A 24,828-nucleotide genomic window follows, 5' to 3' on the forward strand; every position below is an offset into this window, starting at 1 on the left:
TGTGGGCCCTGAGGGATTCGAACCCCCGACCCTCTGGGTGTAAACCAGATGCTCTGAACCAACTGAGCTAAGAGCCCCTATACTTGTTTCCTCGTTTAGAGTGGTGCAAATATACGACTTATTCAGAAATCTCCAAATTTTTTTCTAAAAATTCTCCTACAACAAAGTTGCTTCCGCCGATGAAAATCATTTCTTCTTTTGTACATCGCTCTTTTGCAGAAAGATACGCTTCCTGTACAGAATCGAAAATTGTATAAGAAATTTTTGCCTCCTGCAAGAGATTTTCATAGTCTTCAGGATGTCTTCCCCTGTTGATGGATGGTTTGGCAAAATAAAATTCAGAATTTTCAGGAAGAAGAGCCATTACTTCATCTATCTTTTTATCATTCACAAACCCTAAAATAACGTGTTTATGTTTGTTTATGGTGTTCAGTTGAGAAAATACATACTCAAGTCCGGCCTGGTTGTGTCCGGTATCACAGATCGTAAGCGGATCTTTTGAAAACTCAAACCAACGTCCGATGAAACCTGTATTTTGATGGACTTTAAGTAATCCCATCTCAATATTTTCTTCAGAAACGGGAATATTTATTTTTTTTAATTCTTCAATTAATGCAAGAACCACCCGGATATTTTTCTTCTGGTAATTTCCTTTAAGATCAGAATTCAGATCTGATTGTGTGATTGTAGCATCAATAAAAGGGGCATTTTCTTTATCCGCTGTCTGTTGGATAATGTTTTTAACGGTCTCATTTTCATCTCCGGAAATTACCGGAATATTGGCCTTAATGATTCCTGCTTTTTCTGCAGCGATCTCTTCAATACTGTCTCCCAAAATATTCTGGTGATCCAGCTGTACATTAGTAATTGCGGCTACCAAAGGTTTAATAATATTTGTTGAATCCAGTCTTCCGCCAAGACCAACCTCAATAATGGCAAAATCTACCTTTTGCTGATAAAAATATTCAAATGCCATGATTGTTGTAAATTCAAAAAAAGAAGGGAGGATATCTTCAGGAAGGGTTTTTAGTTTTTGGATAAAATGATAGACAAACTCTTTACTGCAGTTTTTACCGTTCACTTTAATACGTTCCGTAAAATCAATAAGATGTGGAGAATTGTATAAACCAACTTTGTATCCTGCTTCCTGCAGAACTGAAGCCAGCATGTTGCTGGTAGATCCTTTGCCGTTTGTGCCTCCGATGTGGATGCATCGTATCTTTTCCTGTGGGTTTCCAAAGAAAGTACAAAGCTTTGTAATGTTTTCTAATCCAGGCTTATAGGCTTTCAGTCCGTCAATTTGATAATTGGGAGCCTGTACGAAAAGCCAGTCGACAGATTCCTGATATTGTTCGGTTGTCATGATGCAAAATTCTCAAAAGTTTTATTAAAATGAAACAATAATTTTTTTAAACTGTAACTTTTTTATATTTGGCTCGTCTAATATGGAAAATTCTTAATATGAAAAAAGTTTGGATTATCGTTTTTGGATTAAGTTGTCTGGGGCTAAGCGCCCAGAAGAAATGGTCCTTAAGAGAATGTGTAGACTATGCTGTTGAGCATAATCTCCAGGTTATCCAAAATCAATATTCTAAACAGATCCAGGATTCTAACCTTAAAATGGCTAAAAAGGAATACCTGCCTTCTGTATCCGCAGGAATGTCCAATTCAGTGGGTTTCGGCCAGCTTCCATTGGGTACAGGTAGTATCAGAAATGACAGATTCAACAACAGCGCGAACCTGGGTGCGGATGTTCTGCTTTACAATAATGGCAGATTAGAGAAAAACATCAGAAAAATACAGTTTGATGTAGAAGCCAGCCAATATGATATAGAAACCATTAAAAATGATATTTCTCTGCAGATTGCACAGCAGTATCTTACTGTCCTCCTGAACAAGGAAATTGTTAAAATCTCCCAGAGTGCGGTAGAGAATGCTCAGAAACAATATGACAGAGCTAAAATAACAACCCAGGTAGGAACAACTGCACAAACTATCCTGGCAGAGGCAGAAGCAGCCTTGGCGAGAGAAAAGCAGAATCTTAAAACTGCGGAAATAAATGTAGGAAGAGCTTTGTTTGCCATTGTTCAGCTTTTACAGCTTCCCGAATATAAAGGTTTTGATGTGGAAGATGTAACTGTTTCTGATACACTGCCGTCCCAGCTTACCTCTGTGGATGACGTTCTTACTACCGCCTATGAAAACCAACCGCAGATAAAAGCTGCCGAAAGCAGAATCAGGTCTGCTGAAGCACAGACGGAAGTAACCAAAACAGGATTTTGGCCAACACTGACTGCGAATGCCGGTGTTTCTTCGTTCTATAATAATATGTTAAGTAAAAACTACGACCAGCTTGGGAATCTTGTTAATGATCCTTCTTTTTTCCAGCAGTATAAAGATAATTTCGGTCAGAATATAGGACTTTCCCTGAATATTCCTATTTTCAACAAAGGAATTACCAGGCTGCAGGTAGAGCAGTCTGTAATTAACCAGAGTATCGCTAAAAATACCCTGGAACAACAGAAGCAGACGGTAAGACAGAATGTACAGAAGGCTCAGTTTGATGTGGATGCCAATTACGAAACTTTCCTTTCGGCTGTAGAAACGGAAAAAAGCACAAAGCTGGCTTTAGAGTTTGCGGATAAAAGTTATGCGGCAGGAAGATCGACAATTTATGATGTGAATGTAGCCAGGAATAACTATGCCAATGCCCAGGGATCTGTTGCCCAGGCAAAATATAATTATCTTTTCAGTCTTAAACTGCTGAATTTCTATTCAGGAATTCCATTAACTTTGTAAAATGTCTATTCAGTCATTAGAAAAATATTTACCTCAAAACACCCATAAATATTTAAGAGTCTGGTTTTCGGATTATTATATTCATATAAAAGTGACGCGAGGCAGAAACTCTAAGTTGGGAGATTACAGAAAGCTTCCTGATAACTCCCATGAAATAACTGTCAATTCAACACTAACGCCACCGCTTTTTTTCTTTGTCCTTACCCACGAGCTGGCTCATCTGATTGCCTTTGAAAAATACGGACGAAGAATATCGCCGCATGGTAACGAATGGAAAGAAACATTTAGAAATATGCTTCTTGAAAGTCTTGAGATTTACGACGAAGATCTTAGGCCTATTATCATAAGATTTTCAAAATCCCCAAAGGCCAATTTCATGGCCAGCCCGGATCTTGTAAGATATTTTCATACTGAGAAACAGGATGATAGATTGCATTTCATTGAAGAGCTTCAAAAAGGAGAATTTTTTATATATCGCAACGAAAAGTATTTATTAGAAGGTCTGATTAAAAAAAACTATCTTTGTAAGAATCTGGCTACAGGAAGGAAGTATTCTTTCAAGCCTCTGGCTAGGGTTGAAAAATGTAGGCAAGAATGTTAAAATCAGATAGATACTGTGTCATCATGGCGGGAGGAATCGGGAGCCGGTTCTGGCCAATGAGTACACAGAAATTTCCAAAGCAGTTTCAGGATATTTTAGGAACAGGGCGTACCATGATTCAGCAGACTTATGACAGAATCAGCCGGATCATTCCTAAAGAACAGATATTCGTGATAACGAATAAAGAATACGTTACGCTTTCCCATCAACAGCTTCCGGAAATTCCTGAAGAAAATATTGTGGGCGAACCCCTGATGAAAAATACAGCGGCCTGTAATCTGTACATGGCCAACAAGATTGCTGAAATTAATCCGGATGCAACCATGATTGTTCTTCCGGCAGATCACCTGATCTTAAAAGAAGATATATTTCTGGAGAAAGTGGAGCTTGCTTTTGATCTTGCTGCCCAACATGATTATCTGGTAACTTTGGGTATAACCCCTACAAGACCGGATACCGGATACGGATATATCCAGTTTGTAGAAAAGAAAGGTTCAGATTATTTTAAAGTAAAAACCTTTACGGAAAAGCCTATTCTTGAAATTGCACAGAGCTTTTTAGAAAGCGGCGATTTCCTGTGGAATGCAGGGATTTTTATCTGGAATGTAAAGAGCATTCATCATGCATTTGAGCTGTATCTACCTGAAATGATGCAGCATTTCATGGCGTGTGAATATAATTCTGCGAAGGAAAACGGGTGTATTGAAACCATTTATCCGAAAGTTCAAAAAATTTCCATTGATAACGGAATCCTTGAAAAAGCAAAGAACGTGTATGTTATCCCTTCAGATCTTGGATGGAGCGATCTGGGCACATGGACTTCCGTATATGAAAACACTGAAAAGGATGAGAATGGAAATGCAGTAAAACTAAGGCATTTCCTGAACTATAATTCAAAGGGAAACATTATTCGTCTTAAGAACAATAATAAAGCTGTGATTATTGACGGTCTTGAAGATTTTATTGTTGTAGACACAGATAAGGCGCTGCTGATCTGCCCCAGAGACAATGACCAGCTGATAAAAGACTATGTTCTTGATCTTAAAAGTTTTAAGAAAGGAGATAAATTCATGTAATATTGCTATCTTTCTGCTGATTTTTAAAATTATGATGAAAACTGCAATACGATCAATAGTTCTTATATTTCTGCTTTTGGGATTTCTAGGATATTCCCAGAACAAGAAAAACTTTTCAGGTATTCCCAATATTTTACAACAAATTATTCCAAATGACAGGATAGATTCCTGGGTGCTGGTTTATAACAGTTACGGAAAGAACCAGGAGATCAGAACATCAGGTGGAAAAACAGACTATACACCACAGTTTACCGGTTTTAATCTATTTCCTGAAGAAGACAGCTTTTATTATATTGCATACTCAGCAGGTGGAAAAATGAATTACATTACTGATCTTGAAGCCCTGAAAAAGTTTGTTGGCAAAATTGACAATGCTGAAGAAGCTGCCACTGTCCTGACAACCGAAGGGTATATGGTGGATGAGGAGTTTAAAGATATTGCCGGCAATTATTATGAAGATGCCGCCCATTATTATCTGGATCTTGGAAAGCTGACTTCAAAAGAATGTCCTTATCAAAAAACACATTATACGGTGACTGTCAATAAATCAACAGGTGCTGTAAGCAATGTAAAGGATAATGGAACTTATATTGAACTCTACAATAAAAAATGTGCTAATAACCCGAGACTTTTAAAAATCGAAAAAAAAGAAGAACCAAAGAAAGATGAGCCTAGAAAAACACCCAAACGCAAATAATACTTATGAGACCGAACGATTAATACTTCGTCCTATGTCTCGTGAAGACAAAGATTTTGTCTTTGAGCTTTATAACAGACCAAAATTTATTCAACATATCGGCAACCGCAATGTGAATACCATTGAAGATGCAGAAAATTATATCCTGAACAGATTTGCTCCACAGATTGAAAGACTGGGATATGGAAACTATCTTTTAGTAACTAAAGAAGGAAACGAAAAAGTAGGAGCAGTAGGAATTTTCGAAAGAGAAGGTCTTGATATTGTGGATATCGGGTATTCTCTACTGGAAGAATTTGAAGGAAAAGGATATGCCTTTGAAGCTGCTCAGAAGGTAAAATCTATCGGGATGGATGAATTTGGGTTAACAAAAATATCTGCTATCATTTCAAAAGATAATATTTCTTCCCAAAAACTGATCGAAAAATTGGGATTAAAATTCAAAAAACATGTCATTCTTCCCGGAGAAACCGAAGAATTAAACTATTACGAAACTGAATAATAAATCCATAAAAAATATTTTCACAAATAATACAGAGATGTAAATTGTATTATTTGTGAAAATAGTAGTGATATCTGTGTTTCAAAAGAAAATTATCCTTCCAGAATCTGCTCAGCAGCAGTCTTTGACGTTACTTTTTCAATCACTCTTGTACAAACGCCATTTTCATCAAAAATAAAAGTGGTTCTTACAATTCCCATATATGTTTTCCCAAACGTTTTTTTCTCCTGCCAAACCCCGAATTTTTCGATGACATCATGGTTTTCATCAGCAATAAGATCATATGGAAAAGCGAATTTACTGTGGAAATTCTTTTGCTTTTTTACCGTATCGCCGCTCACACCCAGAAGTTGGTATCCGGCTTTTTCAAGCTTCGAATAATTGTCGCTCAGGTTACAGGCTTCCACAGTACATGTAGGAGTGTTGGCTTGAGGATAAAAGAAAAGGACTAATTTCTTTCCAAGCAATTTGGATGAGGTTATTGTTTCGCCATCCTGATTTGTTCCTTCAAATTCAGGTAATTTATCTCCTACTTTCAACATAATGAATTAATTTTGTTCAAATTTAATGGTTAAATGACAAAAAAGCAAAGAGCTGAGCTTGTTCAGAGAGAATTGGATAAATTATATCCCACAACACCGATTCCTTTAGATCACACCGATCCTTATACCCTGATGGTTGCTGTAGCGCTTTCTGCACAGACGACGGATAAAAAAGTAAATCAGGTAACGCCCCATCTTTTTGAAGTCGCCGGAACTCCGCAAAGGATGGCTAAACTGGAAGAATATCAGATCAAGGAACTGATCAAAGAAATAGGACTATCCAATACCAAAGCCAAAAACCTTAAAAGAATGGCGGAACTTTTACTGGAAAGACACAACGGTATCGTTCCCCAAACCTACGAAGAACTGGAAGCACTTCCCGGAGTAGGCCATAAAACCGCCTCTGTAGTCATGAGCCAGGCTTTCGGATTCCCGGCTTTTCCGGTTGATACCCATATCCACAGACTGATGACGCAATGGAAGCTTACCTCAGGGAAAAATGTAGTGGAAACTGAAAAAGATGCCAAGGCAATATTTCCGGAAGAGGTATGGAACAAGCTTCATCTGCAGATTATTTACTATGGAAGAGAATATTCCCCAGCCAGAGGAAAAGGGGAGAAGGATTTCATTACAAAAATGATGTTCGAAAAATAGAATTTATTTCTTTTATAGAATTTTTTGTATAAAATCCCGTTTTTTGATTTGTATAGACAGCTCTCTGTAGAGCACAGAAGCCAGGTCTATGCTAATATCTGTAAAAGGATCTTCATACATCATAGAAAGAGATCCGGTGCCATTTACTGAAATAACAACATGGCAGAAATCATCCTGCATAAAATTTTGAACTTCAATATTGAATTCCTGACAAAGATTAATGAAGCCGGCATAAATATCAGTATTCTTAATTTTCTCATCAATGGTACTGATAACCAGGGTGCTGTTTCCTTCGTTTCCCTGTTTTTTCAAAATCAGTTCTTCAAAGCTTGAAGTATTAATGACAGGAGTAAATACTTTCTTCATATTTTATATATCCAGTAATCTTCTGTGATAATTGATCTGCCCCAAATGATAATCCAGATGGGTGAGCAAATGAATTAAAAAGTAGCCTGTAGTCATTGTATCTTCGAAAACAACAAGAGTATATTCCTTTTCAAGATCTTCAGCTGTTAATTTGCTGAGCACGTCATTTACCGTCGTTATAGTTGCCGTTACTTTCTCAATAAGTTCAGCTTTCGGAACATCCTTTAATGAAAATTCCAGTTCCCTGTTCCTGATATAGCCGGTTTTACCGAGCTCTGCACCTATATAATTATTGAGGTTGCCTACCAGGTGAAGGCAGAGATTTCCTGCAGAATTTGAAATGTTTTTATCGGTTTTCCAAATTACGTTTTCATTCCTGTAGGACTCTATTTCTGTTTTTAATTTATTTAAATCTCTGTTGTAGAGAGCTCTTAGGTTTTCTGTGATCATGGTAATTTTTATTTACTGACTCGTTAAACTTTTTCTCAAAAAAAGATGGGACATTAAAATTAATCATCCCATCTTAATATGATATGTTTAAGGCAATTTATTTCTGCTTTTTTGCCCAAAGTTCCATCTTTCTGTTTAGTACATCAAGGGGCAGGCATCCCTGGCTTAAGATCTCATCATGGAAGCTGGCCAGATTGAATTTACTCCCAAGTTCTTTCTGATACTTTTCTCTAAGCTCCCGGATACGAAGAGAACCAATCTTGTATCCTAATGCCTGGCCCGGCATCGCCATATATCTTTCCACTTCTGCAGTTGCGCTGGCTTCATCATAAGAAATATTACTCAGGAAATATTTAATAGCTTCCTCTCTTTTCATAGTTCCCGTATGAAGTCCCGTATCCACTACCAGTCTTACCGCTCTCAGCATCTGATCGCTCAGATAGCCCATTTTCTGGTAAGGATCCGTATATAGTCCGAATTCAGGACCCAGTGTTTCGCAATAGTGTGCCCAGCCTTCGCCATAAGCGCCGAACCATCCGAATCTCATAAACTTAGGAAGCTTGGTGTTCTCCTGCTGAAGAGAAACCTGATAATGGTGCCCCGGAATAGCTTCGTGAAGGAAAAGAGATTCCATTCCAGATGTTACATTGAATTTGGCAGGATCAGGAAGCGGTATATAAAATATTCCCGGCCTTTTTCCGTCCGGAGTCCCCTGGATATATTCTGCACTGGCACTTGCTTCCCTGAATTTTTCCGTTTGTCTGATTTCAAACTTTGTTTTAGGTGTTACACCGAACATAGTCTTCAGCTTAGGTGTAATCTTCGCTAAAATACCGTTAAACCCATCCAAAACCTCTTTGGAAGTCTTATAAGGCATGGCTTTAGGATCTGTTTTTACAAAGTTGATAAACTCCTCCAGTGTTCCGGTAAAGCCTACCTGTTGCTTTACTTTTTCCATTTCTGCACGGAGCATTGCCACCTGCTGCAATCCTATTTTATTGATTTCTTCAGGAGTTTTCTTTGTCGTTGTCCAGCTTTTAGCATAATATCTGTAAATCTCATTCCCGTTCGGAAGGCTGTTGTAGCCATCTGTATCCCGTGCTTTCGGGAGATACTCCTTTTCCAGAAATGCTCCCATTTTGGTATAGGCAGGAATAATTTTTTTGGTAATAGCATCAGCATAAAGAGCCGAATACTTATCTTTTTGAGCTTTTGTAAAGTTTTTCGGGAATTTTTTAACAGGTCCGTAGAAAATATTTTTTTCCATATCGGCTGTAGTGATTTCCTCAGCCTTCATCTGGGGAATCATTTTGACCACCAGTTTTTTAGGAAGAACAATCTTATTGTTGATTCCTTCACGGAAATTTTCTGCAGCAGCATTCATCCAGTCCGGGAATTTTTCCATTCTTTTCAGCCAGTCATCGTAATCTTTTTCTGTTTTGAAAGGCTGGCTTCCCTCTCCGCTTCCATACAAGGGGAAATTCAGAGGAAGGCCCCCAAACTGTGTGAATGGAATATATTCCGGATGATAGGCATATGCTTCTATTTTATCTTTTAAAGTATAATCCAGAACATCATAAACAACCTTTTCCTCATCCGAAAGGCCTTTATAATCAACGTTTTCCAATTGCTTCTGAACAGAATTGTAAAAAGCGATCTCTCCGGAAATAAAATCCCTGTCAATATTAATGGGAAGCTGGTCATTATATCTCGTATCTCCCTGGGAAGTTGCTTCTAAAGGATACAATTTAAGATACTGCTCATAATAATTGGATGCAATAGAATCCATATTGGTAGGTGTTACTTTCGTCAGCGGAGAATCAGATTTTTTGCAGGCTGCCAGGCTGATCACCAGTCCCAGTCCCAAAATACCTTTTGATAAAATGTTTTTCATTTTCAGAATCTTTATGAAGCAAAAGTAAGTATTATTGGCATATACGGAATAATTAATCATAATGATTTAAAAAAATAATTTTCAAAATATTTTCAACTTTGAATCAATTTTTTATCTTTGTCTAAAACGTTTTAACAATCATATTATTACAGCTCTTTTTTAAGAAATAATGAAAGGGATTTTAAAAATTTACCATCCGGAGGAGACCCTAAAATACAATATTAGAAACACTTATTGTAAAGCAGTCTACAGCAACCAACAACATTTATTAGAGGTTGAAATTATAACGGATGACAGTTTGGATCATGTAGATGATGATTCATTACAGTACAACTTTCCGCAGCTTTCACTTGAAATTTTTGATTTTCCGATCGAATCGAAGGAGATTGAAGGGAAAACCATTAAAATCAATGATTCTGATGAAGAAACTTATACAGAAGTGGATTTATTTGATGATGAAGATGCATTTATCTATGATAATGAACTTCAGTTTGAAAAAAATGAAGAGGGTGAGCTTCAGGTGATCTGGAAAGGAACTATTGACGATTTCTATACAGGATCCGATACACCAATCCCATTCCGTCTAAAATGCGAATTTAAGCAGGACGGTATTGTTATAGACGAGGACTAACCGTTTTCTCATCATTTTTACAGCAGATTTCTTTTCAAAATTTTCTTTTGGAAAGAAATTTGCTGTCTTTTAATCATAACAAATTTTAAGTTGTTTTTAAACAATTTTTAAGAGAGCAATTCATAATATTCCACTACATTTGTCGTTAAAATTTTATAAAAATTCACATTAATGCTGTTAACGGAACTTACTCAGATTTTATTTGCACAGATTACTGCTCCTGCAGTTGCAACAGACGATTTAGAATTTTCATTTTGGAAGATCATGTTCCACGGAGGGGCTTTCGCTAAAATTGTAATGTTTATCGTTCTGGCTTTAGGTGTATTTTCACTCTATCTGTTCTTTGAACGTTTTTTCTTTATTAAAAGGCTGACTTCAAAGACAGATGCCAATTTCATGGAGAATATTGAAGATTTTATCAAAGAAGGGAAAATTGAATCGGCTGCGGATTACTGTAAAAGACAGAATTCTCCGGAAGGCAGAATTTTGGAAAAGGGGATTTCAAGATTGGGACGCCCTGTTTCTGATATTGTAAGCGCCATGGAATCGCAGGCTCAGGTAGAAGTAGCGAATATGGAGAAGAATCTGAACCTTTTGGCCGTGGTACCGAGTATTGCACCGATGTTGGGGCTTTTAGGAACGGTTATCGGGATGATCATCGCTTTCTTTAACCTTTCTCATGCCACAGGATCTTTCTCGCCTAAAACATTGTCTGAAGGTATTTATACGGCATTGGGACAAACGGCAGTAGGTTTGGCTGTAGCTATTCCTGCTAACTTTTTTTACAATATACTTTTAACGAGAATTGATAAGTTTGTATTGAAAGCGCAGAATATGTCGGGAGAGTTTTTAGACCTTATCAACAAACCTTTATAAATCTTTCTTATGAAATCGCTTACAAAACATCTATCTTTAAAATAATAATGTATTAAGCGATTCCATCTGACCATTAAAAAAGTAAAAAGAAACAGATGAAAATTCAGAGAAGAAATAAAGCGAACCCCGAATTCAGTTTGGCAGCGATGACAGATGTTATCTTGCTGATGCTGATATTCTTTATGATAACTTCGTCAGCCGCCAATCAAAGCGCGATTGATGTAAAGTTACCAAAAGCGGGTGCGGTAGAAGATAATATTCCTAATCCTTTAACGGTAAGTATTAAACCGGACGGCTCTTATTTTGTTGATGATAATCCCGTTACAAGGGAACAACTGGAATCAGTAATTGTCAGTAAATTAACGGGGCAGGCGAATAAATCATTTACCATTCGTGCAGATGAAAATACCATGCATAAAGATGTTGTTTTTGTGATGGAAATTGCTGAAAAGAATAAATTTAATATTGCTATTGCAACCGTTAAAGATAAATAATACCTCCGGACTGCCGGAAAGAATCATTTAAGATGAGAAGTTACATTGTAAACAAAAACGAGCAAAACAGAGACAGGATAAAGAGTGCTATACTTTCCATCCTTATCTGGTCTGCGATTTTGCTTTTTGTTTTTCTTTATAAACTGAAGCCGGAGTTGGATAAACAACCGGATGAGGTGATGACAACAATGCTTGTTAATTTCGGAGACAACAGGAATGGAAACGGAATTGAAGAGCCTGCCGATCAGCCGGGAAGTTTGGCTGCGGCCACAGAAGAAGTAACTCCCGAGCCTGCTGAAACGCCCGTACCGGAAACAAAAACGGTCATAAAGCCAGAACCTGCACCTGAACCTAAAAAAACGGAGGTAAAGGAAAAGGTAATTACAGGAAACAATTCTAAGGTGAGCATTCCGAAAAAAGAAGAATCAAAAAAGACAGATAAAAAGACGTCAACAAGTTCAAGCGCTTCAAAGAATACTAAAAAGACGGGAGCAACAACGGCGAATTCCAAAACCGGAAGCGGTGACGGAAAAGGAAATGCAGCCATCGGAAACCTGATCAGGGGGAGAGGAACAAAAGCCGGAAGCCAAGGTACAGGCAGCGGAATAGGAAATGCGGGAGATCCTTTAGGCGGTGACGGAAACGGAGACAGCAAAGTGGGGATTGACAGAAAACTGATCGGATACATCCCCGGAACTATGGGAAGGGGTGGAGAACAGCCTGCAAACAGCTGTAAAGCAAGTGGAACCATTACAGTTGCTTATACTGTGGATAAAGCCGGGAATGTGGTTTCAGCAAAAAGATCAGGCGGAACATCCGATCCCTGCATTACATCGAACGCGGTGGCGTGGGTTAAGAAATATGTCAAAGCTGAAAAAGCAAGTACTTCCTCTACCGGAACTTATAAAATCACATTCTAAAATATAAAAGCACTTTATTCAAGTGCTTTTTTTATTTCATTGATCCTGTTGATCACAGGAAGGGCGAAAATTCCACTGGTCTGGAGATAAAGTTCATAAAATGTTTTTGACTTGTCTAAAAAGTCTTTATTATTCTCCTGTTTACCTTTAAAGTAAAAAAGATTCCCCAGCATTTCATAATAATCTTTATGGTCTCTTTCCTGTCTTTCATTGACAATTGCAATGATGTCTTCTTTTGTTTTTGAAGAAATTTCCGTAAAATCTATCTTGAAAATATCTTTCATCAAAGAATCAAAGTCTAATTCTTTCTGCATTAAGCTTTCTTCAGGTTTATCCAGAATCAGCTTTTCCAACGCTTGAGTTAACTGACGTATTAATCTTAATGTGAATTCTTTATCTGTGATCATAATGAATTTAAAATTTATAATTTAAAGTTATTGGTGGCTCAACCACCATTGCCTATTACGCAAAAAACAAATATGCCAGTGCAATTGCAGTAATTACCCCAACCAAATCCGCCAGAAGCATCGCAATTACCGTATATCTCGTATTCTTTACAGCTACGGCTCCGAAATAAACAGCAATGACGTAAAACGTCGTATCTGAGCTTCCCTGAAGAACCGCTGCCAATTTCCCCTGGAAGCTGTCTGCTCCAAACGTGGCCATAGTGTCTACCATCATTCCTCTGGCTCCTGATCCGGAAAGAGGTTTGATCAGTGCAGTCGGGAGTCCGTCCACAAATCTTGGGTCAAAGCCGGCTGTGTTAGCTACCCATTTCATTCCGTCTATTATAACATCAAAAACGCCTGAAGTTCTTAAAAGGGAAATGGCGATCAACATTCCAACTAAATAAGGAATGATCTTAACGCAGGTCGTGAAGCCTTCTTTCGCACCTTCGATAAATGCATCAAAAACATTAATTTTTTTATAAACAGCCCCAAGAACAATTGCCAGGAAAATGAAGAGAATCAGCCCGTTACTTAATACTTTACTGAACGTATCCAATTCGTCTTTACTTAATTGAACCAAATAAACAACCAGAAGTGCAATAAGAGCTGAAATTCCACCTACATAAGCAAGAACGACTGGTTTTAATAAATTGATTTTCTGATATAAAGAAACAATAATCATCGCTGCCAACGTTGCTGCAAAAGTGGCAATCATACACGGGAGAAAAATATCGGTAGGAGTCTTAGAACCCATTGATGCTCTGATTGCGATGATAGAGACAGGGATAAGCGTCATTCCACCTGCGTGGAGACACAGAAACATAATCTGCGAATTGCTGGCGGTGTCTTTATTAGGATTTAAGGTCTGGAGGCTTTCCATCGCTTTTAAACCAAATGGGGTAGCGGCGTTATCCAGTCCGAGAAGGTTGGCGCTGAAATTCATCAGCATATGTCCGAAAGCCGGATGGTTTTTAGGAATATCAGGAAATAGTTTCGAGAAAAAAGGCTGGATAAAACGGCTTAAAAGATTAATTCCGCCTGCTTTTTCAGCAATACTCATGAATCCCATGAACAGGGTCATGATCCCAATCAGGCCAATGCAGATCTTTACTGCCGTTTCAGAAGTTCCGATAACGCCGTCTGCTTCCTGAACTCTGTAAACTTTTACGTCCTGTTTTAGAGAGTCTGTCTTATAATGGATCCTGCTGTCTGCAAAATCATTTTTTTTCATCAGGCTGTCTCTGACAATCGGGGTGAGCGTATTTATTGGCTGTGAGGCAATCTGAACCGTGTCACCGCCTTTTCCTACCACCATATCATTGAAGATGGTTTTGTAGTGGCTAGACGAAACGTATTTTATACTGGCAATGGCAATGGCAATGATAATGAAAGCCGACCAAATTCTGCTGAGGACCATTTTAGTTTATTTTGGTCTTAAATGTAGCGAAAATTTGAGAAAAATGAATAAATCTAATGTGAGACGGTTGGTTCACATTGATATATTGATCCGTAAACATATATGCAAAACTACGGAAGGCAATGTATTAAAAGAATAATACATATGCGGAATATAGTATTGATAATAAGCCCAGTAAGCAAATTACAAACCCCACTAATGTTAAGATTTTGGGAATATCACCTAATGTTTCACTTTTTTGCTTTTCCATGTTATTCTCCTAATTCTAGCTGATTTTTAATTAAAGAAAAATATTTTCCTTTTAAATTGATTAGTTCATCATGAGAGCCTGCCTCAATGATCGTTCCATTATCCAGAACGATTATTTGATCTGCATTTATAACGGTAGACAATCGGTGAGCAACCACTATCATTGTCCTGTTCCTGAAGAAACTATTTATATTATCTACAATTATTCTTTCATTTTCCGCATCCAGGGAATTGGTGGCTTCATCAAAAAAAATATAGTCGGGGTTTTTATAAATTGTTCTTGCAATTAATAGGCGTTGGCGCTGCCCTTGGCTGATGCCGATCCCCTCGGCTCCAATAATTGTGTTTTCTTTTAGTAATAAAGAATTGACAAAAGTTTTTATATTGGCGAGTTCTAAAGCCTTATCCAGCATTTCAATATTGGGGTTATCCTCCAATGATACATTGTACTTGATGGTGTCTGAAAAAATTACACTATCCTGTAATATAACACCACATTTATTTCTCCATAACTGATTGTTAATAGTATCAATCTGATGATCCCCAACCTCAATAGTTCCCATTTGAGGAGTGTAAAATTTTAAAATCAATTTTAATAAAGATGTTTTACCGCTTCCGCTTACTCCTACAATTGCGGTGGTCTTATTTTTAGGGATGAGCAAATCAATATTTTTTAGAACGAAATTTTTGTGATCATAAGAAAAACTTACGTTGTTGAATTTGATATTCTCAGTTTCATGAAGACTATTAACGGTGCTTATGTTATCCTCATCTTTTTTGTTATGAATTTCGTTTAATCTTTCAAAGCTGATTTTAACCAGTTGGTATTGCATCACAAAACTGATCAGTTGATTGATAGGTGCACTGATGCCGCCCAGAATAAACATTACGGATAACATTCCCCCAATTGTCATTTTAGAGTCTATAACCGCCATAGATGCAAAAAATATAACTAATATTGTCTGAAAGAAGCTTACAAAACGATAGCTCTGATATTTCTGATCTATTTTAAGTTTTTCCAGTCTGTTATAATATATGTTTTTCTGGATAGATTGCCATTGTCTTGTTTTTGATTCTTCAAGATTATTTAATTTTATTTCCTGAATGGAGTTGATCATTTCGTACATCTTGTTCTGATCCTTCGAAAGGAGTGAAAAATCCTTGTGATCATTTACTCTTATTTTTTCCAGGAAGCTAAAGATCCAGAGGAGTTCAACGATGGAGCATATGAGTACGGTTAAGAAAATATTAAGACTGAAATAAAGCAGTATTGCCGAGTATACAACGACACTGAAAATGGCAAATACAGTTTGAATCAATTGCTGAGACAGAAAACCTTCGACTCTTTTATGATCGTTAATCCGTTGTGTAAGATCACCGATGTTCTTGGAATTAAAATACTGAAAAGGCAACCTTGTCAGTTTTATCAGAAAATCTGAAATGATGGAAAAGCTGATCCGGCTGCTTATATGCATGAACAACCAGGAGCGGTAATATTCCAGCGATATTTTGCTTAGGAAAAGGATGATCTGTGCACTCAGTACAAGATATATGAAATTAATGTTTTTATGGATAATTCCTTTATCAACCACTTTTTGGGTGAAAAAAGGAAAAATAAGTTCTATAAAGGAAGACAATAAAAGAGTTAAAGCAATAAGAAAAAACTGTATTTTATGTTTTTTGAGGTACTGGGTAACATAATTCAGATTAATTGTTTTTGCCTTACCGTTATTTTTTTTAACTGACATTAATGATTCTGTCGGCTCCAAAACAAGTATAATTCCATCGTCTCCATTTTGTGTCCATCCTTTTATGAACTCTTCTTTTTTATATACTGTTTTTCCGAATCCGGGGTCTGCAACAAAAATTTTGGATTTTGTGATTTTGTATACAACAACATAATGATTTTGATTCCAGAAAAAAATAGAAGGCAGTTGAACATTCTTTATCATTTTTTGGAAATCCAATTTTACGGGAATAGGATTGAATCCCACTTCCTTTGAAATGGTTTTCAGGTCAGAAATAGATAAACCCTGCCTTGAAATATTGGAGTTGGTAATGATTTCATTTTCAAGATAAAAATTGTCATTGTAATATTTACCGATCATCCTCAAACAAGCGAAACCACAATCCTGACTGTCTAATTGCTTTATAAATGGAAAGTTTTTTTTAAGCATATTCAGTTTTTCGGAAGCTTTCTAAAAATTCTGTGTATTCAGGTTCCTGAATGGTAGGCAGGGTTTCATTGATGATTTCTAAGGCGTGTTCATAAGTCAGTTTCTGGACATTAGATCTTTCTCTTATTTCCGGAATCATGGCATCGACGACTTTATTCTGAAGATGGGTAATGAACTTTAGCATGTCATTGCAATATATGGTAGGATTATTAAATCCATTTTCTGCACTGTATCTATGGGGTATATATCCGCCTCCGCATATATCCTGAACCGGGCATGCAAGACATTTTTTAGGAAGAAAAAAATTGGAATGATAGTAGAGCCTGATCAGTTCTGAATCAAAAATATCATCAAGATCATTATCTATGATATTAAGGTTGTTTTTAGTGAAGCTTTCTCCACAGATCTTTAGTACATCCAGCGTTTCAATACTTCCGTTTGTTTCAATAATAATAGTTTTGTTATATCCTTTTCCATAAGCATCGGATTTTATATCTAATCCATAAATGCCATTAAGCATATTTACAAAGTAATTGATTGCGATGCCTTCCTTATTCGGATACCATTCATCAAAAATACTGATCAGCCAGTCGGCGGTTTCGAATTCTGCAGAATCATGGGCATCATGGTTTTTATCTAATAGCAATAAATCGTATCCTAAGATGCCAAGACTAGAGAAATGTTTATAAGACTCTATTGGATCCAGTTTTGAATTGACAACGGACAGAATACCAAAATCCACAGAATGTTCAAGACATTTATTAACGCCATGAATTACTTTGTCGTAAGTCCCTTTTCCTTTAAAATCTATTCTGTTTTGATCATTAATTTCTTTTACTCCATCAAGGCTTATTCCAATGCCCATTTTATATTTATTGAAAATCTCGCACCATTCATCATCTATTAATATGGCATTCGTCTGCAGACCTATAACGATTTTAAGGTTGTCATTCTCTATAGATTTTAGAATTTCTATGATCCGGATCATTTTAGCTTTCCCATAGAGTAAAGGTTCTCCTCCATGAAAAGTAATACTGAATTTTCTGAGATCATGCTGAATACAGTGCTTTTTTATTCTCTCCGCCAGAATTTGTACATTTTCAATACTTATAAACTTAGGCTGATGAATATATGAACTATCACCCATGTTGTACATGTAACAGTAGGTACAGTTGATATTACATCTGCTGCAAATTTTTAATACTATTTGATCAATATTTCTCATGCTTTAATGGTTTTTATGGTTATTTACTACAAATGAAGCAGAACTGTTTTAAGCATCAGTTGAAAGCGTGTAATAAAGAGACTGTTTAAAAGTCTGATGGTAATTTTATAAGAGACTGTCTTTTAAAGACAGTCTCTTAATGAGATTTTACAAATGTGTTAAGGTAACATCAATTTGTCTGGAGTATGACTGTCCGTAGTGTTCAGTATAGGATTGCGAATAAGACTGAGCATAGCCTATTGTACCTGTTCCACCAACAACATCCTCATTTAAGATGTTCTCTAATAAAACTGCTTTTGAAGATAATTCTTCGTTCTCAGATGATTTGCAGATGTCTAGCAATTCGTCTTTTTTTAGAAAAAACTTTTCCATTGTTTTTAGTTTTTAAAATATTAAACAAGTAAATCATAGTTTAGAGAGATTAATTTTTTATTTGCTCTTTGCTTGCAAGCGTTTATCTAAAAACTGTTCCTGCTGATAATTGCGAAAATTATAAGCATAGAAAGCTGTTAAATCTTAATTTATTCTTTGTTTTTCCTCGGTATTTACCTCCTTTTTTCTGTATAGATCCAGTTTCTGCCCGAAGCCATAAACCAGAGTGAGGTTTACCCGTCTAATGTCTGCATAGTCATAATTACTCTGTCTGATATTATTGACGGTTTGGGTAAAAGTTTGTTTGTTGGTTTTTAAAACATCAACAGCTTCAATAGTTACATTGAGTCTCTGTTTAAATAAACTTGCTTTAAACCCAAGATTTAATTGGCTAAAACTTGATAGCTCATAACTTCCTGCCAAAGAAGGCAATCTATATAAGAAAGAAGCCTCTGCCCGGTATTTTTTATCCTTATCCAGAATCACAGAGTTAACTGTTTTAAAACTGCCGGAGAAGGCGCTGCTGCTCTTCAATTCCGGAATATTAGAACGGGATCTTGTATAATAAACCGAAAGATTATTATTACTTTCCCATCGGTTCAGGCTAAAACTATAACCTTGGTAAATCCCTACATTATACTGGTTATAGGCGTTGGTAGGAATCACACGCTGGATAGGAGACTCCGGACTTACAAACGTAACCTGGTCTATCGCATCATTAATAAAACTTGCATACAGCATGGTATACGAATTCTTATACAAATAAGAGAGTTCTATATTATCGGTTGTATAGGCATTTAGAAACGGATTACCTTCAGCATAGTTAAAAGAGGTACTATAAAATCTGAAAGGATTCAGGTTATTATATGTAGGTCTGTTAATTCTCCTGTTATAATTGAGGCCAACAGACTTATCCTCTTTAAAAGAATAACTTATGTTGAATGTGGGAAACAGCATAAAATATTTATTTTTATTTTTTTGAGAGAGAGTAACTGAATTTCCCTCTGTTTGCGTATTCTCTCCACGGAATCCCAGCTGAACTTCTACTTTGTCATTGAGCTTTTTTGACCCGGATATATACAATGCCTGTGTATTTTCTTTGTATTCAAAACTATTGGATTTTGAAGGATCTGGTTCAGAAATGCCACGCGTGGTATTGAAAAAAGAAACATTACTTTCGTTATTAATAAAAGTGAGTTTTGCTCCAAAATTCAGCTTGACCCATTGCGTCGGGTAATCAAAATCCAATCTGGATGTAATGATATTTACATCAAGGTTACTGCTGTTCCTGGCTGAAAAATAGTTTTCCGGCTTCAATGTATTATCTGAGAAGTAAGAATTACTACTGAAATTATTCAATGAACTTGTGCTAAAATCCAGGTAATCAAAATCATAACTTATTTTACGACCTATTGTATCCAATTTGATAACAGAATATAGATTAAATGCATTTGAATGTCGATTAATCTCGATTCTTGAATTGTTTTGAATCAAAGAGTCCAATATCTGAGAATTATTAAAGATGGACGAATTGTTTTGTGATTTAATCAGTGGATTACTGATAGAACCTGAATATTCGCCTCCTATTCTTATTTTATTATTGATCTTATAATCAATTGTAAATCGGCCGCCAAAATTATTTATATAATTTCTTTTAGTGTTTTCTTCTTTCCATGTATAGTTTGGATATTCAAGAGTGTACCTTTGATAGGGCTCCTGGCTGCCGTTTCCATAGTTCACACTTGATGTAAATGTAAGCTTGCCTCTGTTATAATTAAATCCCGTCCCTATATTTGAACTTAACCTTTTAGATTGTGTTAATGTGAATCTTACATTCCCATTATAAGAATCTGTCTTTACATTTTTTGTAATAATATTAATAAGTCCGCTGTTTCCCTGTGCATCATACTTAGAGGGCGGGCTTGTTATTACTTCTATTGATTTGATATCTTCGGTCCGGATATTTTTCAGGAAATTGGCAAGATCATCACCCGAAAGATTAAGCATTCGGTCATTAACCATTATAGACATACTGCTTTTTCCAATCATTGAAATCTGATTATTTTGAACAAATAAGCCGGGGGTTATGTTTAAAGCATCCATGGCGTCTCCACCTGTGGCCGAAATTGAATTTTCTACATTGAAAACAAGTCTGTCAACTTTTCTTTCAATCAGTTTTTTCTTTTTCGAAATGTTAATTTCCTGGATCGAAACCTCTTTATTGTCAATTGTTATTTTTTCTTTAGTATCATTTATAATTTCCAGGTTTTTTTCATAGATTAATTTTCCATCTTTCAACACGGATAGTTTATAATTTCCATTTTGAGGAACTTTAATGAAGAAATTTCCTTTCTCATCACTAATGGCGGAGAATCGTGTTTTTTCTTGGCTCACAGAAACTTCAGCATAATCAATGCCGGTCTGTTGAGAACTCATCAGCCTTCCCGTTATACTTTGCCCATTTATAATTATTCCAGTAAAGAGAATAATGATCTTAAAAAGAATTGATATATTTTTCATCCTTAAAACCAAAGATAAAAAGCCGTTTTTTTTTTGATGCTACACAAAAGTGTAGTATTGTTGGTGATTAACTAAAACTACACCTTGGTGTAGTTGTTCGCTATTACTGCATAAAAGATGTCTGTGTTTATCAAGGAAATTTTTTAATCCCCCATAAGGAAGAATTACCGGCACTGTTTCAGAGCCTAAATAATGGATAGATTCAGTAATAGCAAAAGCCCCAATACCCAGTATTTTAAGAGTTCTTAATAGTTTTATGTCACATTCTGCGACTGCAACAACATTACTGTGCATGCAGACCTCATTAATGGCACAAGCCATCAATGTTTTGAACAAACGAATGCCTGTCTCGTTGGGATTTTTTTTAATGGCAAATCTTCCAATATGCCAGACCTTATATTGGTTAATATCAATGAGCTCCTTAAGGTTTATGGAAAACATTCTTTCAATAGGAAGTTTATCACGATAGTTCCATCGTAGAGTTCTTATAGATCCAATGATTTCGTCGTCATAATTTTTCGCAACCAGAATCTTCGAATTGGAAAAACATAATTCTTCATCATGAATGTACTTTATTTCTTTATCCATAATGCTTTGAATATCAGGTGTTTTTTCATCGTGGTGTGAAAAATTTTCTTCTACAACAAACTTCGCAAGCTCCTCTAAATCAGTCTTTTTTAAAACAGATAGTTTAATGTTTTTCATGGTTTTAGTTATTTTAAACTAAATTTATTTTGAATTTAATAGGATGTTGCTACACTTTTGTGTAGATTTGTTATTAAATGTTTAAAACTACACTTTTGTGTAGTGGGACGTTTTTTTACTAATAAACATGGATGATATTGATAAATTTTTTTCCGAAAAAAATACTGTACACAAATTATCACAAAACGAACTGTTGCAGGCTTTTGATTATCTCGAGCCTGTAAAGACATTTGCAAGAATAACCTATAAAAGCATTTATATTATAGATTATCAGAAAAAAACATTTGAGTATGTTTCAGATAATCCTCTATTCTTGTGTGGACATTCCCCAAGTGAAGTTCAACAGCTGGGGTATGCTTTTTACTTTAAACATGTGAAACCTGACGATCTGGAACTGCTGCTCAAAATAAACGAGGTAGGGTTTAATTTTTATGAGAATATTCCTGTTGAAGAAAGAAAGCAATACATTATTTCGTATGATTTTCATTTGGTAAAAGACAATAAAAAAAATATTTTGATCAATCACAAACTTACCCCCCTTTTTTTAACAAACGAAGGGAAAATCTGGAAAGCAATGTGTATTGTATCTCTTTCTCAAAATAATAAATCCGGAAATATTGAAATATTGAAAGATGGGAGTGATGAGATATGGAAATTTAACCTTTCACAAAATGAATGGGTAAAGAGTGCTAAAATAAAGCTTACAGACAGAGAAAAAGAAATTTTATTTCTGTATGCCCAAGGCCTAACGATTAATGAAATAGCAGAAAAGATATATTTGACTCCAGATACTGTTAAATTTCATAGGAGAAAACTCTTTGATAAGATCAGTGTTCAGAACATAACAGAAGCACTGGCATATGCCACCAATAACAAATTACTGTAAGCTATTCCATAATAGATGTGAAATAAAATTCAGGGAATTGTCTGAAACTTTTACCTGTAGCAATTTTATATAAAAGAGTAGTGCATATTCCAGCGACAAGCCATGAGCCAATAGCAAGCTGTGGAGGAGGTAGAAGCTCTTCTTCCTCTTTGTAACTCATTATTATTTTATCAAGCCAGTCCACATTTTGACCAGTTTTTTTTAAGTATTGAGAGGCGAATATAACAACATTCAATTCATTCATGCTGTTTTCGTCTCCCAGAGTTTCTAAATTTTGGCTATCTGGTGTTATTGTCGTAACCAAACCGGCCCATCCTAAATTATAAGGGTGTAAAACTGTGATTTTTTTTTCCTGGCAGGCCCTATCAAATAAAACAGGAATAGTGGAAGTAAAATCGAGCGCATTAAAAGCAACAGAAACATTTTCAAGAATCCGGTCTAAGTTTTCTTTAGTTATAAACTCATTAATGTATCGGATACTAGCTTCAGGATTAATGTTTTTAAGACGATTATATAAAGACTCAGCCTTATACATAGAAACCTCCTGATCAGTATAATTTTGCCGATTAAGGTTCGAAATGTCTATGATATCACCATCTATAAGGGTAATATTTTCAAATCCGAAACGTAAAGCACATTCGGCAATATTACTTCCGATTCCATTTCCAGCCAATAGTATAGGGTAATTTTTGATAATATGTTGCTCTTCAGGACTTACGTAAATCCTGTTTCTTGAATATCTATCGTTCATGATGTATTAGTTTTATGCAAATTATGATCCGGCAGCTCTATTTTTCACTCTCGGAATTACAAAATACACTCACAATATAATCATATCAATCCAAATAAACCAGATATCCCTCAAAATCATCATCCAGGCTTTTCAAAACTTTTGCATCAGCCATCTTCTTTTCCAGGCTATCAATAAAAAAGCCTTTCTCAAAAAACTGCCGGTGGATTCCCGGAAGCAGCTCCATGAAATAATCCATCCCGATTTTATTGTTATGAAGGTCCATTTTGGTTTCCAAAGGTTCATTGGGGAAAAGTTCCTCATGCATATCCGTTAATCTTTTGCAGAAATCCAATGCTTTTTGGGGTGAGGAGACCTTGCAGCAGTACATCATGATGAAACAGCACCATAATGCATGTCTGTAGGCATTTCCAATGCCATTGTTAGAAGCCGTTTCCGGGAATTTTTTCTGAGCAATGCTAAATGTTTGTACCGTTGCGTGAAAGCTTAATAAGGCAAAAAGAGGATGGGGAAGAAGGAGCGCTAAAAGCCGCATGACCTTTTTCAGGCTCATGCTGCGGATGGCATTAAAAAATATCTTAAAAGTCCTCATAAATAAAAATCTCTCCCTAATTAGAGAGAGATTGTATAGTGTTTGTTACAGATCTTAAGCATTCACAGCTAATAAATTGACTGTTTTAGCTACCGTGTCTTTAATTTCTGTTCTTTTTACGATAAAATCTACAAATCCTTTTTCCTGTAAGAATTCAGAAGTCTGGAAACCTTCAGGAAGATCTCTTCCGATCGTCTCACGGATTACTCTAGGACCGGCAAAACCAATCAGTGCTCCCGGTTCAGCCATGATAATATCTGCTGTCATAGCGAAAGAAGCCGTAATTCCTCCAAAAGTAGGGTCACAAAGGTAAGCGATGTATAAAAGTCCTGCTTCAGAAAGCTGCGCAAGCTTGGCCTGTACTTTGGCAAGCTGCATCAGTGAGTAAGTGGCTTCCTGCATTCTTGCTCCCCCGGACTGGCAGATGATCATGTATGGAAGTTTGTTGGCGATACAGTAATCTACCGCTCTTCTGATCTTTTCACCCATTACAGAACCTAAAGATCCGCCGATAAAAGCAAAATCCATACAGGAAACGACCATTTCAGTTCCTTTTACGGTTCCTACTGCATTTCTGATGGAATCTGTAAGCTTTGTTTTTGCTTTTACTTCTTTTAAACGGTCTTTATAAGGTTTTGTATCCTTGAAATTTAAGATGTCAATACTTTCAACATTGGCATCCAGTTCAGTGAACTTACCTTCGTCAAAAAGGATCTCAAAAAATTCTGCACTTCCTATTCTTACATGAAATCCGTCTTCAGGAGAAACATAGTTATTTCTTCTCAGTTCATCATGCTCCACTACTTTTCCTGATGGAGTCTGATGCCAAAGGCCTTTGGGAACGTCCTTTTTTTCATCAGTAGAGGTGGTAATGTTTTTTGCTTTTCTTTTAAACCAGTCGAATGCCATTTTGATTGTATTAATGTATCATGTAAAAGGTAAAATGTATAAAGACAAAAGCATTAAATCTACTTTGTACTTTA

At 36.2% G+C, this 24,828-nt stretch carries 26 protein-coding genes and 1 tRNA gene; 11 read left to right on the forward strand and 16 right to left on the reverse strand.

Features of this window, described 5'->3' with window-relative positions; all coding sequences use genetic code 11:
* Nucleotides 1–2: 2 nt before the first annotated feature.
* Together ACTJIV_RS01140 and ACTJIV_RS01145 are read right to left on the reverse strand one after the other, a co-directional pair.
* Nucleotides 3–77 (reverse strand) — tRNA-Val (locus ACTJIV_RS01140).
* A 41-nt stretch (nucleotides 78–118) separates the two neighbouring features.
* The gene (locus tag ACTJIV_RS01145; RefSeq protein ID WP_440625097.1) at nucleotides 119–1,363 is read right to left on the reverse strand and encodes a bifunctional folylpolyglutamate synthase/dihydrofolate synthase; all 1,245 of its coding nucleotides are present in this window, start codon (nucleotides 1,361–1,363) and stop codon (nucleotides 119–121) included.
* 98 nt (nucleotides 1,364–1,461) lie between these two features.
* Here ACTJIV_RS01145 and ACTJIV_RS01150 point away from each other — a divergent pair, with 98 nt between their 5' ends.
* From ACTJIV_RS01150 to ACTJIV_RS01170, 5 genes are read left to right on the forward strand one after another with little or no spacing between them, the layout of a single operon-like run.
* Nucleotides 1,462–2,799: a TolC family protein gene (locus tag ACTJIV_RS01150; protein WP_111954031.1), complete on the forward strand. Its 1,338-nt coding sequence runs from the start codon at nucleotides 1,462–1,464 to the stop codon at nucleotides 2,797–2,799.
* Between the two features lies 1 nt (nucleotide 2,800).
* Nucleotides 2,801–3,400, forward strand: a complete 600-nt coding sequence (locus ACTJIV_RS01155) for a SprT-like domain-containing protein (protein WP_111954033.1) — start codon at nucleotides 2,801–2,803, stop codon at nucleotides 3,398–3,400.
* Nucleotides 3,394–4,476: a mannose-1-phosphate guanylyltransferase gene (locus tag ACTJIV_RS01160; RefSeq protein ID WP_223557932.1), complete on the forward strand. Its 1,083-nt coding sequence runs from the start codon at nucleotides 3,394–3,396 to the stop codon at nucleotides 4,474–4,476. The genes ACTJIV_RS01155 and ACTJIV_RS01160 overlap by 7 nt, the downstream gene beginning before the upstream one ends.
* A 31-nt stretch (nucleotides 4,477–4,507) precedes the next feature.
* A complete protein-coding gene (locus ACTJIV_RS01165) occupies nucleotides 4,508–5,173 on the forward strand; it encodes a hypothetical protein (protein WP_440625100.1) in 666 nt (221 codons plus the stop codon).
* Nucleotides 5,142–5,675, forward strand: coding sequence for a GNAT family N-acetyltransferase (locus ACTJIV_RS01170; protein WP_111954035.1), 534 nt, complete (start codon nucleotides 5,142–5,144; stop codon nucleotides 5,673–5,675). Before ACTJIV_RS01165 ends, ACTJIV_RS01170 begins: the two co-directional genes overlap by 32 nt.
* 92 nt (nucleotides 5,676–5,767) lie before the next feature.
* On the opposite strand, the gene bcp is transcribed toward ACTJIV_RS01170, so the two are convergent.
* Nucleotides 5,768–6,217, reverse strand: coding sequence for a thioredoxin-dependent thiol peroxidase (gene bcp / locus ACTJIV_RS01175; RefSeq protein WP_111954037.1), 450 nt, complete (start codon nucleotides 6,215–6,217; stop codon nucleotides 5,768–5,770).
* A 33-nt stretch (nucleotides 6,218–6,250) separates the two neighbouring features.
* On the opposite strand from bcp, the gene nth reads away from it, so the two are divergent.
* The gene (gene nth / locus ACTJIV_RS01180; protein ID WP_111954039.1) at nucleotides 6,251–6,871 is read left to right on the forward strand and encodes an endonuclease III; all 621 of its coding nucleotides are present in this window, start codon (nucleotides 6,251–6,253) and stop codon (nucleotides 6,869–6,871) included.
* 12 nt (nucleotides 6,872–6,883) lie between these two features.
* Here nth and ACTJIV_RS01185 read toward each other — a convergent pair whose 3' ends face one another.
* The 3 genes from ACTJIV_RS01185 to ACTJIV_RS01195 all read right to left on the reverse strand — a co-directional run bounded on the left by ACTJIV_RS01185 (nucleotide 6,884) and on the right by ACTJIV_RS01195 (nucleotide 9,581).
* Nucleotides 6,884–7,237: a hypothetical protein gene (locus ACTJIV_RS01185; protein WP_440625103.1), complete on the reverse strand. Its 354-nt coding sequence runs from the start codon at nucleotides 7,235–7,237 to the stop codon at nucleotides 6,884–6,886.
* Nucleotides 7,238–7,240: 3 nt separating this feature from the next.
* Entirely contained in the window at nucleotides 7,241–7,687 is a 447-nt protein-coding gene (locus tag ACTJIV_RS01190; RefSeq protein ID WP_440625105.1) for a DinB family protein, read from the reverse strand.
* Nucleotides 7,688–7,784: 97 nt separating this feature from the next.
* A complete protein-coding gene (locus tag ACTJIV_RS01195) occupies nucleotides 7,785–9,581 on the reverse strand; it encodes a DUF885 domain-containing protein (RefSeq protein ID WP_111954402.1) in 1,797 nt (598 codons plus the stop codon).
* A gap of 169 nt (nucleotides 9,582–9,750) precedes the next feature.
* On the opposite strand from ACTJIV_RS01195, the gene ACTJIV_RS01200 reads away from it, so the two are divergent.
* From ACTJIV_RS01200 to ACTJIV_RS01215, 4 genes are all read left to right on the forward strand, one after another.
* Nucleotides 9,751–10,212 (forward strand): hypothetical protein, encoded by a 462-nt coding sequence (locus ACTJIV_RS01200; RefSeq protein WP_111954045.1) that lies wholly within the window; start codon nucleotides 9,751–9,753, stop codon nucleotides 10,210–10,212.
* 171 nt (nucleotides 10,213–10,383) lie between these two features.
* On the forward strand, nucleotides 10,384–11,088 hold the full coding sequence (locus tag ACTJIV_RS01205) for a MotA/TolQ/ExbB proton channel family protein (RefSeq protein ID WP_111954047.1): 705 nt from the start codon (nucleotides 10,384–10,386) through the stop codon (nucleotides 11,086–11,088).
* A gap of 95 nt (nucleotides 11,089–11,183) precedes the next feature.
* On the forward strand, nucleotides 11,184–11,582 hold the full coding sequence (locus ACTJIV_RS01210) for an ExbD/TolR family protein (RefSeq protein WP_111954049.1): 399 nt from the start codon (nucleotides 11,184–11,186) through the stop codon (nucleotides 11,580–11,582).
* Between the two features lie 32 nt (nucleotides 11,583–11,614).
* The gene (locus tag ACTJIV_RS01215; RefSeq protein ID WP_440625108.1) at nucleotides 11,615–12,502 is read left to right on the forward strand and encodes a ferric siderophore ABC transporter substrate-binding protein; all 888 of its coding nucleotides are present in this window, start codon (nucleotides 11,615–11,617) and stop codon (nucleotides 12,500–12,502) included.
* A 14-nt stretch (nucleotides 12,503–12,516) separates the two neighbouring features.
* Here ACTJIV_RS01215 and ACTJIV_RS01220 read toward each other — a convergent pair whose 3' ends face one another.
* The 7 genes from ACTJIV_RS01220 to ACTJIV_RS01250 form a co-directional block, all read right to left on the reverse strand.
* Nucleotides 12,517–12,909 carry a hypothetical protein gene (locus ACTJIV_RS01220; RefSeq protein ID WP_111954051.1) on the reverse strand — a complete coding sequence of 131 codons (393 nt, stop codon included), beginning with the start codon at nucleotides 12,907–12,909 and terminating at the stop codon, nucleotides 12,517–12,519.
* 55 nt (nucleotides 12,910–12,964) lie between these two features.
* Nucleotides 12,965–14,368: a nucleoside recognition domain-containing protein gene (locus ACTJIV_RS01225; protein WP_440625110.1), complete on the reverse strand. Its 1,404-nt coding sequence runs from the start codon at nucleotides 14,366–14,368 to the stop codon at nucleotides 12,965–12,967.
* Between the two features lie 251 nt (nucleotides 14,369–14,619).
* The gene (locus tag ACTJIV_RS01230) at nucleotides 14,620–16,794 is read right to left on the reverse strand and encodes a peptidase domain-containing ABC transporter (RefSeq protein WP_440625112.1); all 2,175 of its coding nucleotides are present in this window, start codon (nucleotides 16,792–16,794) and stop codon (nucleotides 14,620–14,622) included.
* Nucleotides 16,787–18,019 carry a radical SAM protein gene (locus ACTJIV_RS01235; protein WP_440625114.1) on the reverse strand — a complete coding sequence of 411 codons (1,233 nt, stop codon included), beginning with the start codon at nucleotides 18,017–18,019 and terminating at the stop codon, nucleotides 16,787–16,789. The genes ACTJIV_RS01230 and ACTJIV_RS01235 overlap by 8 nt, the downstream gene beginning before the upstream one ends.
* A 147-nt stretch (nucleotides 18,020–18,166) precedes the next feature.
* A complete protein-coding gene (locus tag ACTJIV_RS01240) occupies nucleotides 18,167–18,391 on the reverse strand; it encodes a hypothetical protein (RefSeq protein WP_111954059.1) in 225 nt (74 codons plus the stop codon).
* Nucleotides 18,392–18,535: 144 nt separating this feature from the next.
* Nucleotides 18,536–20,827: a TonB-dependent receptor domain-containing protein gene (locus ACTJIV_RS01245; protein ID WP_440625117.1), complete on the reverse strand. Its 2,292-nt coding sequence runs from the start codon at nucleotides 20,825–20,827 to the stop codon at nucleotides 18,536–18,538.
* Between the two features lie 123 nt (nucleotides 20,828–20,950).
* Nucleotides 20,951–21,616, reverse strand: coding sequence for an N-acyl amino acid synthase FeeM domain-containing protein (locus ACTJIV_RS01250; RefSeq protein WP_440625119.1), 666 nt, complete (start codon nucleotides 21,614–21,616; stop codon nucleotides 20,951–20,953).
* 127 nt (nucleotides 21,617–21,743) lie between these two features.
* Here ACTJIV_RS01250 and ACTJIV_RS01255 point away from each other — a divergent pair, with 127 nt between their 5' ends.
* Nucleotides 21,744–22,502: a response regulator transcription factor gene (locus tag ACTJIV_RS01255; protein ID WP_111954065.1), complete on the forward strand. Its 759-nt coding sequence runs from the start codon at nucleotides 21,744–21,746 to the stop codon at nucleotides 22,500–22,502.
* 1 nt (nucleotide 22,503) lies between these two features.
* Here ACTJIV_RS01255 and ACTJIV_RS01260 read toward each other — a convergent pair whose 3' ends face one another.
* From ACTJIV_RS01260 to accD, 3 genes are all read right to left on the reverse strand, one after another.
* The gene (locus ACTJIV_RS01260) at nucleotides 22,504–23,253 is read right to left on the reverse strand and encodes a ThiF family adenylyltransferase (protein WP_440625121.1); all 750 of its coding nucleotides are present in this window, start codon (nucleotides 23,251–23,253) and stop codon (nucleotides 22,504–22,506) included.
* A gap of 85 nt (nucleotides 23,254–23,338) precedes the next feature.
* Complete coding sequence (locus ACTJIV_RS01265; RefSeq protein WP_111954069.1) at nucleotides 23,339–23,845, reverse strand: DUF6973 domain-containing protein; 507 nt, start codon at nucleotides 23,843–23,845, stop codon at nucleotides 23,339–23,341.
* 54 nt (nucleotides 23,846–23,899) lie between these two features.
* Nucleotides 23,900–24,754: an acetyl-CoA carboxylase, carboxyltransferase subunit beta gene (accD, locus tag ACTJIV_RS01270; protein ID WP_111954071.1), complete on the reverse strand. Its 855-nt coding sequence runs from the start codon at nucleotides 24,752–24,754 to the stop codon at nucleotides 23,900–23,902.
* Between the last annotated feature and the right edge of the window lie 74 nt (nucleotides 24,755–24,828).

Origin of the sequence: Chryseobacterium sp. 22532 (assembly GCF_052044665.1) — a bacterium.
Classification (GTDB): Bacteria; Bacteroidota; Bacteroidia; order Flavobacteriales; family Weeksellaceae; genus Chryseobacterium; species Chryseobacterium lathyri.

What these genes read in the sequence shown, in the direction of transcription:
- ACTJIV_RS01185 (WP_440625103.1), bottom strand. Translation starts at nt 7,237, where the DNA reads ATGAAGAAAGTATTTACTCCTGTCATTAATACTTCAAGCTTTGAAGAA.
- ACTJIV_RS01235 (WP_440625114.1), bottom strand. Translation starts at nt 18,019, where the DNA reads ATGAGAAATATTGATCAAATAGTATTAAAAATTTGCAGCAGATGTAAT.
- ACTJIV_RS01225 (WP_440625110.1), bottom strand. Translation starts at nt 14,368, where the DNA reads ATGGTCCTCAGCAGAATTTGGTCGGCTTTCATTATCATTGCCATTGCC.
- ACTJIV_RS01240 (WP_111954059.1), bottom strand. Translation starts at nt 18,391, where the DNA reads ATGGAAAAGTTTTTTCTAAAAAAAGACGAATTGCTAGACATCTGCAAA.
- ACTJIV_RS01190 (WP_440625105.1), bottom strand. Translation starts at nt 7,687, where the DNA reads ATGATCACAGAAAACCTAAGAGCTCTCTACAACAGAGATTTAAATAAA.
- ACTJIV_RS01195 (WP_111954402.1), bottom strand. Translation starts at nt 9,581, where the DNA reads ATGAAAAACATTTTATCAAAAGGTATTTTGGGACTGGGACTGGTGATC.
- ACTJIV_RS01215 (WP_440625108.1), top strand. Translation starts at nt 11,615, where the DNA reads ATGAGAAGTTACATTGTAAACAAAAACGAGCAAAACAGAGACAGGATA.
- accD (WP_111954071.1), bottom strand. Translation starts at nt 24,754, where the DNA reads ATGGCATTCGACTGGTTTAAAAGAAAAGCAAAAAACATTACCACCTCT.
- ACTJIV_RS01245 (WP_440625117.1), bottom strand. Translation starts at nt 20,827, where the DNA reads ATGAGTTCTCAACAGACCGGCATTGATTATGCTGAAGTTTCTGTGAGC.
- ACTJIV_RS01265 (WP_111954069.1), bottom strand. Translation starts at nt 23,845, where the DNA reads ATGAGGACTTTTAAGATATTTTTTAATGCCATCCGCAGCATGAGCCTG.
- ACTJIV_RS01255 (WP_111954065.1), top strand. Translation starts at nt 21,744, where the DNA reads ATGGATGATATTGATAAATTTTTTTCCGAAAAAAATACTGTACACAAA.
- ACTJIV_RS01250 (WP_440625119.1), bottom strand. Translation starts at nt 21,616, where the DNA reads ATGAAAAACATTAAACTATCTGTTTTAAAAAAGACTGATTTAGAGGAG.
- ACTJIV_RS01220 (WP_111954051.1), bottom strand. Translation starts at nt 12,909, where the DNA reads ATGATCACAGATAAAGAATTCACATTAAGATTAATACGTCAGTTAACT.
- ACTJIV_RS01160 (WP_223557932.1), top strand. Translation starts at nt 3,394, where the DNA reads ATGTTAAAATCAGATAGATACTGTGTCATCATGGCGGGAGGAATCGGG.
- ACTJIV_RS01230 (WP_440625112.1), bottom strand. Translation starts at nt 16,794, where the DNA reads ATGCTTAAAAAAAACTTTCCATTTATAAAGCAATTAGACAGTCAGGAT.
- ACTJIV_RS01170 (WP_111954035.1), top strand. Translation starts at nt 5,142, where the DNA reads ATGAGCCTAGAAAAACACCCAAACGCAAATAATACTTATGAGACCGAA.
- ACTJIV_RS01205 (WP_111954047.1), top strand. Translation starts at nt 10,384, where the DNA reads ATGCTGTTAACGGAACTTACTCAGATTTTATTTGCACAGATTACTGCT.
- ACTJIV_RS01200 (WP_111954045.1), top strand. Translation starts at nt 9,751, where the DNA reads ATGAAAGGGATTTTAAAAATTTACCATCCGGAGGAGACCCTAAAATAC.
- ACTJIV_RS01145 (WP_440625097.1), bottom strand. Translation starts at nt 1,363, where the DNA reads ATGACAACCGAACAATATCAGGAATCTGTCGACTGGCTTTTCGTACAG.
- ACTJIV_RS01260 (WP_440625121.1), bottom strand. Translation starts at nt 23,253, where the DNA reads ATGAACGATAGATATTCAAGAAACAGGATTTACGTAAGTCCTGAAGAG.
- ACTJIV_RS01150 (WP_111954031.1), top strand. Translation starts at nt 1,462, where the DNA reads ATGAAAAAAGTTTGGATTATCGTTTTTGGATTAAGTTGTCTGGGGCTA.
- bcp (WP_111954037.1), bottom strand. Translation starts at nt 6,217, where the DNA reads ATGTTGAAAGTAGGAGATAAATTACCTGAATTTGAAGGAACAAATCAG.
- ACTJIV_RS01210 (WP_111954049.1), top strand. Translation starts at nt 11,184, where the DNA reads ATGAAAATTCAGAGAAGAAATAAAGCGAACCCCGAATTCAGTTTGGCA.
- ACTJIV_RS01155 (WP_111954033.1), top strand. Translation starts at nt 2,801, where the DNA reads ATGTCTATTCAGTCATTAGAAAAATATTTACCTCAAAACACCCATAAA.
- ACTJIV_RS01165 (WP_440625100.1), top strand. Translation starts at nt 4,508, where the DNA reads ATGATGAAAACTGCAATACGATCAATAGTTCTTATATTTCTGCTTTTG.
- nth (WP_111954039.1), top strand. Translation starts at nt 6,251, where the DNA reads ATGACAAAAAAGCAAAGAGCTGAGCTTGTTCAGAGAGAATTGGATAAA.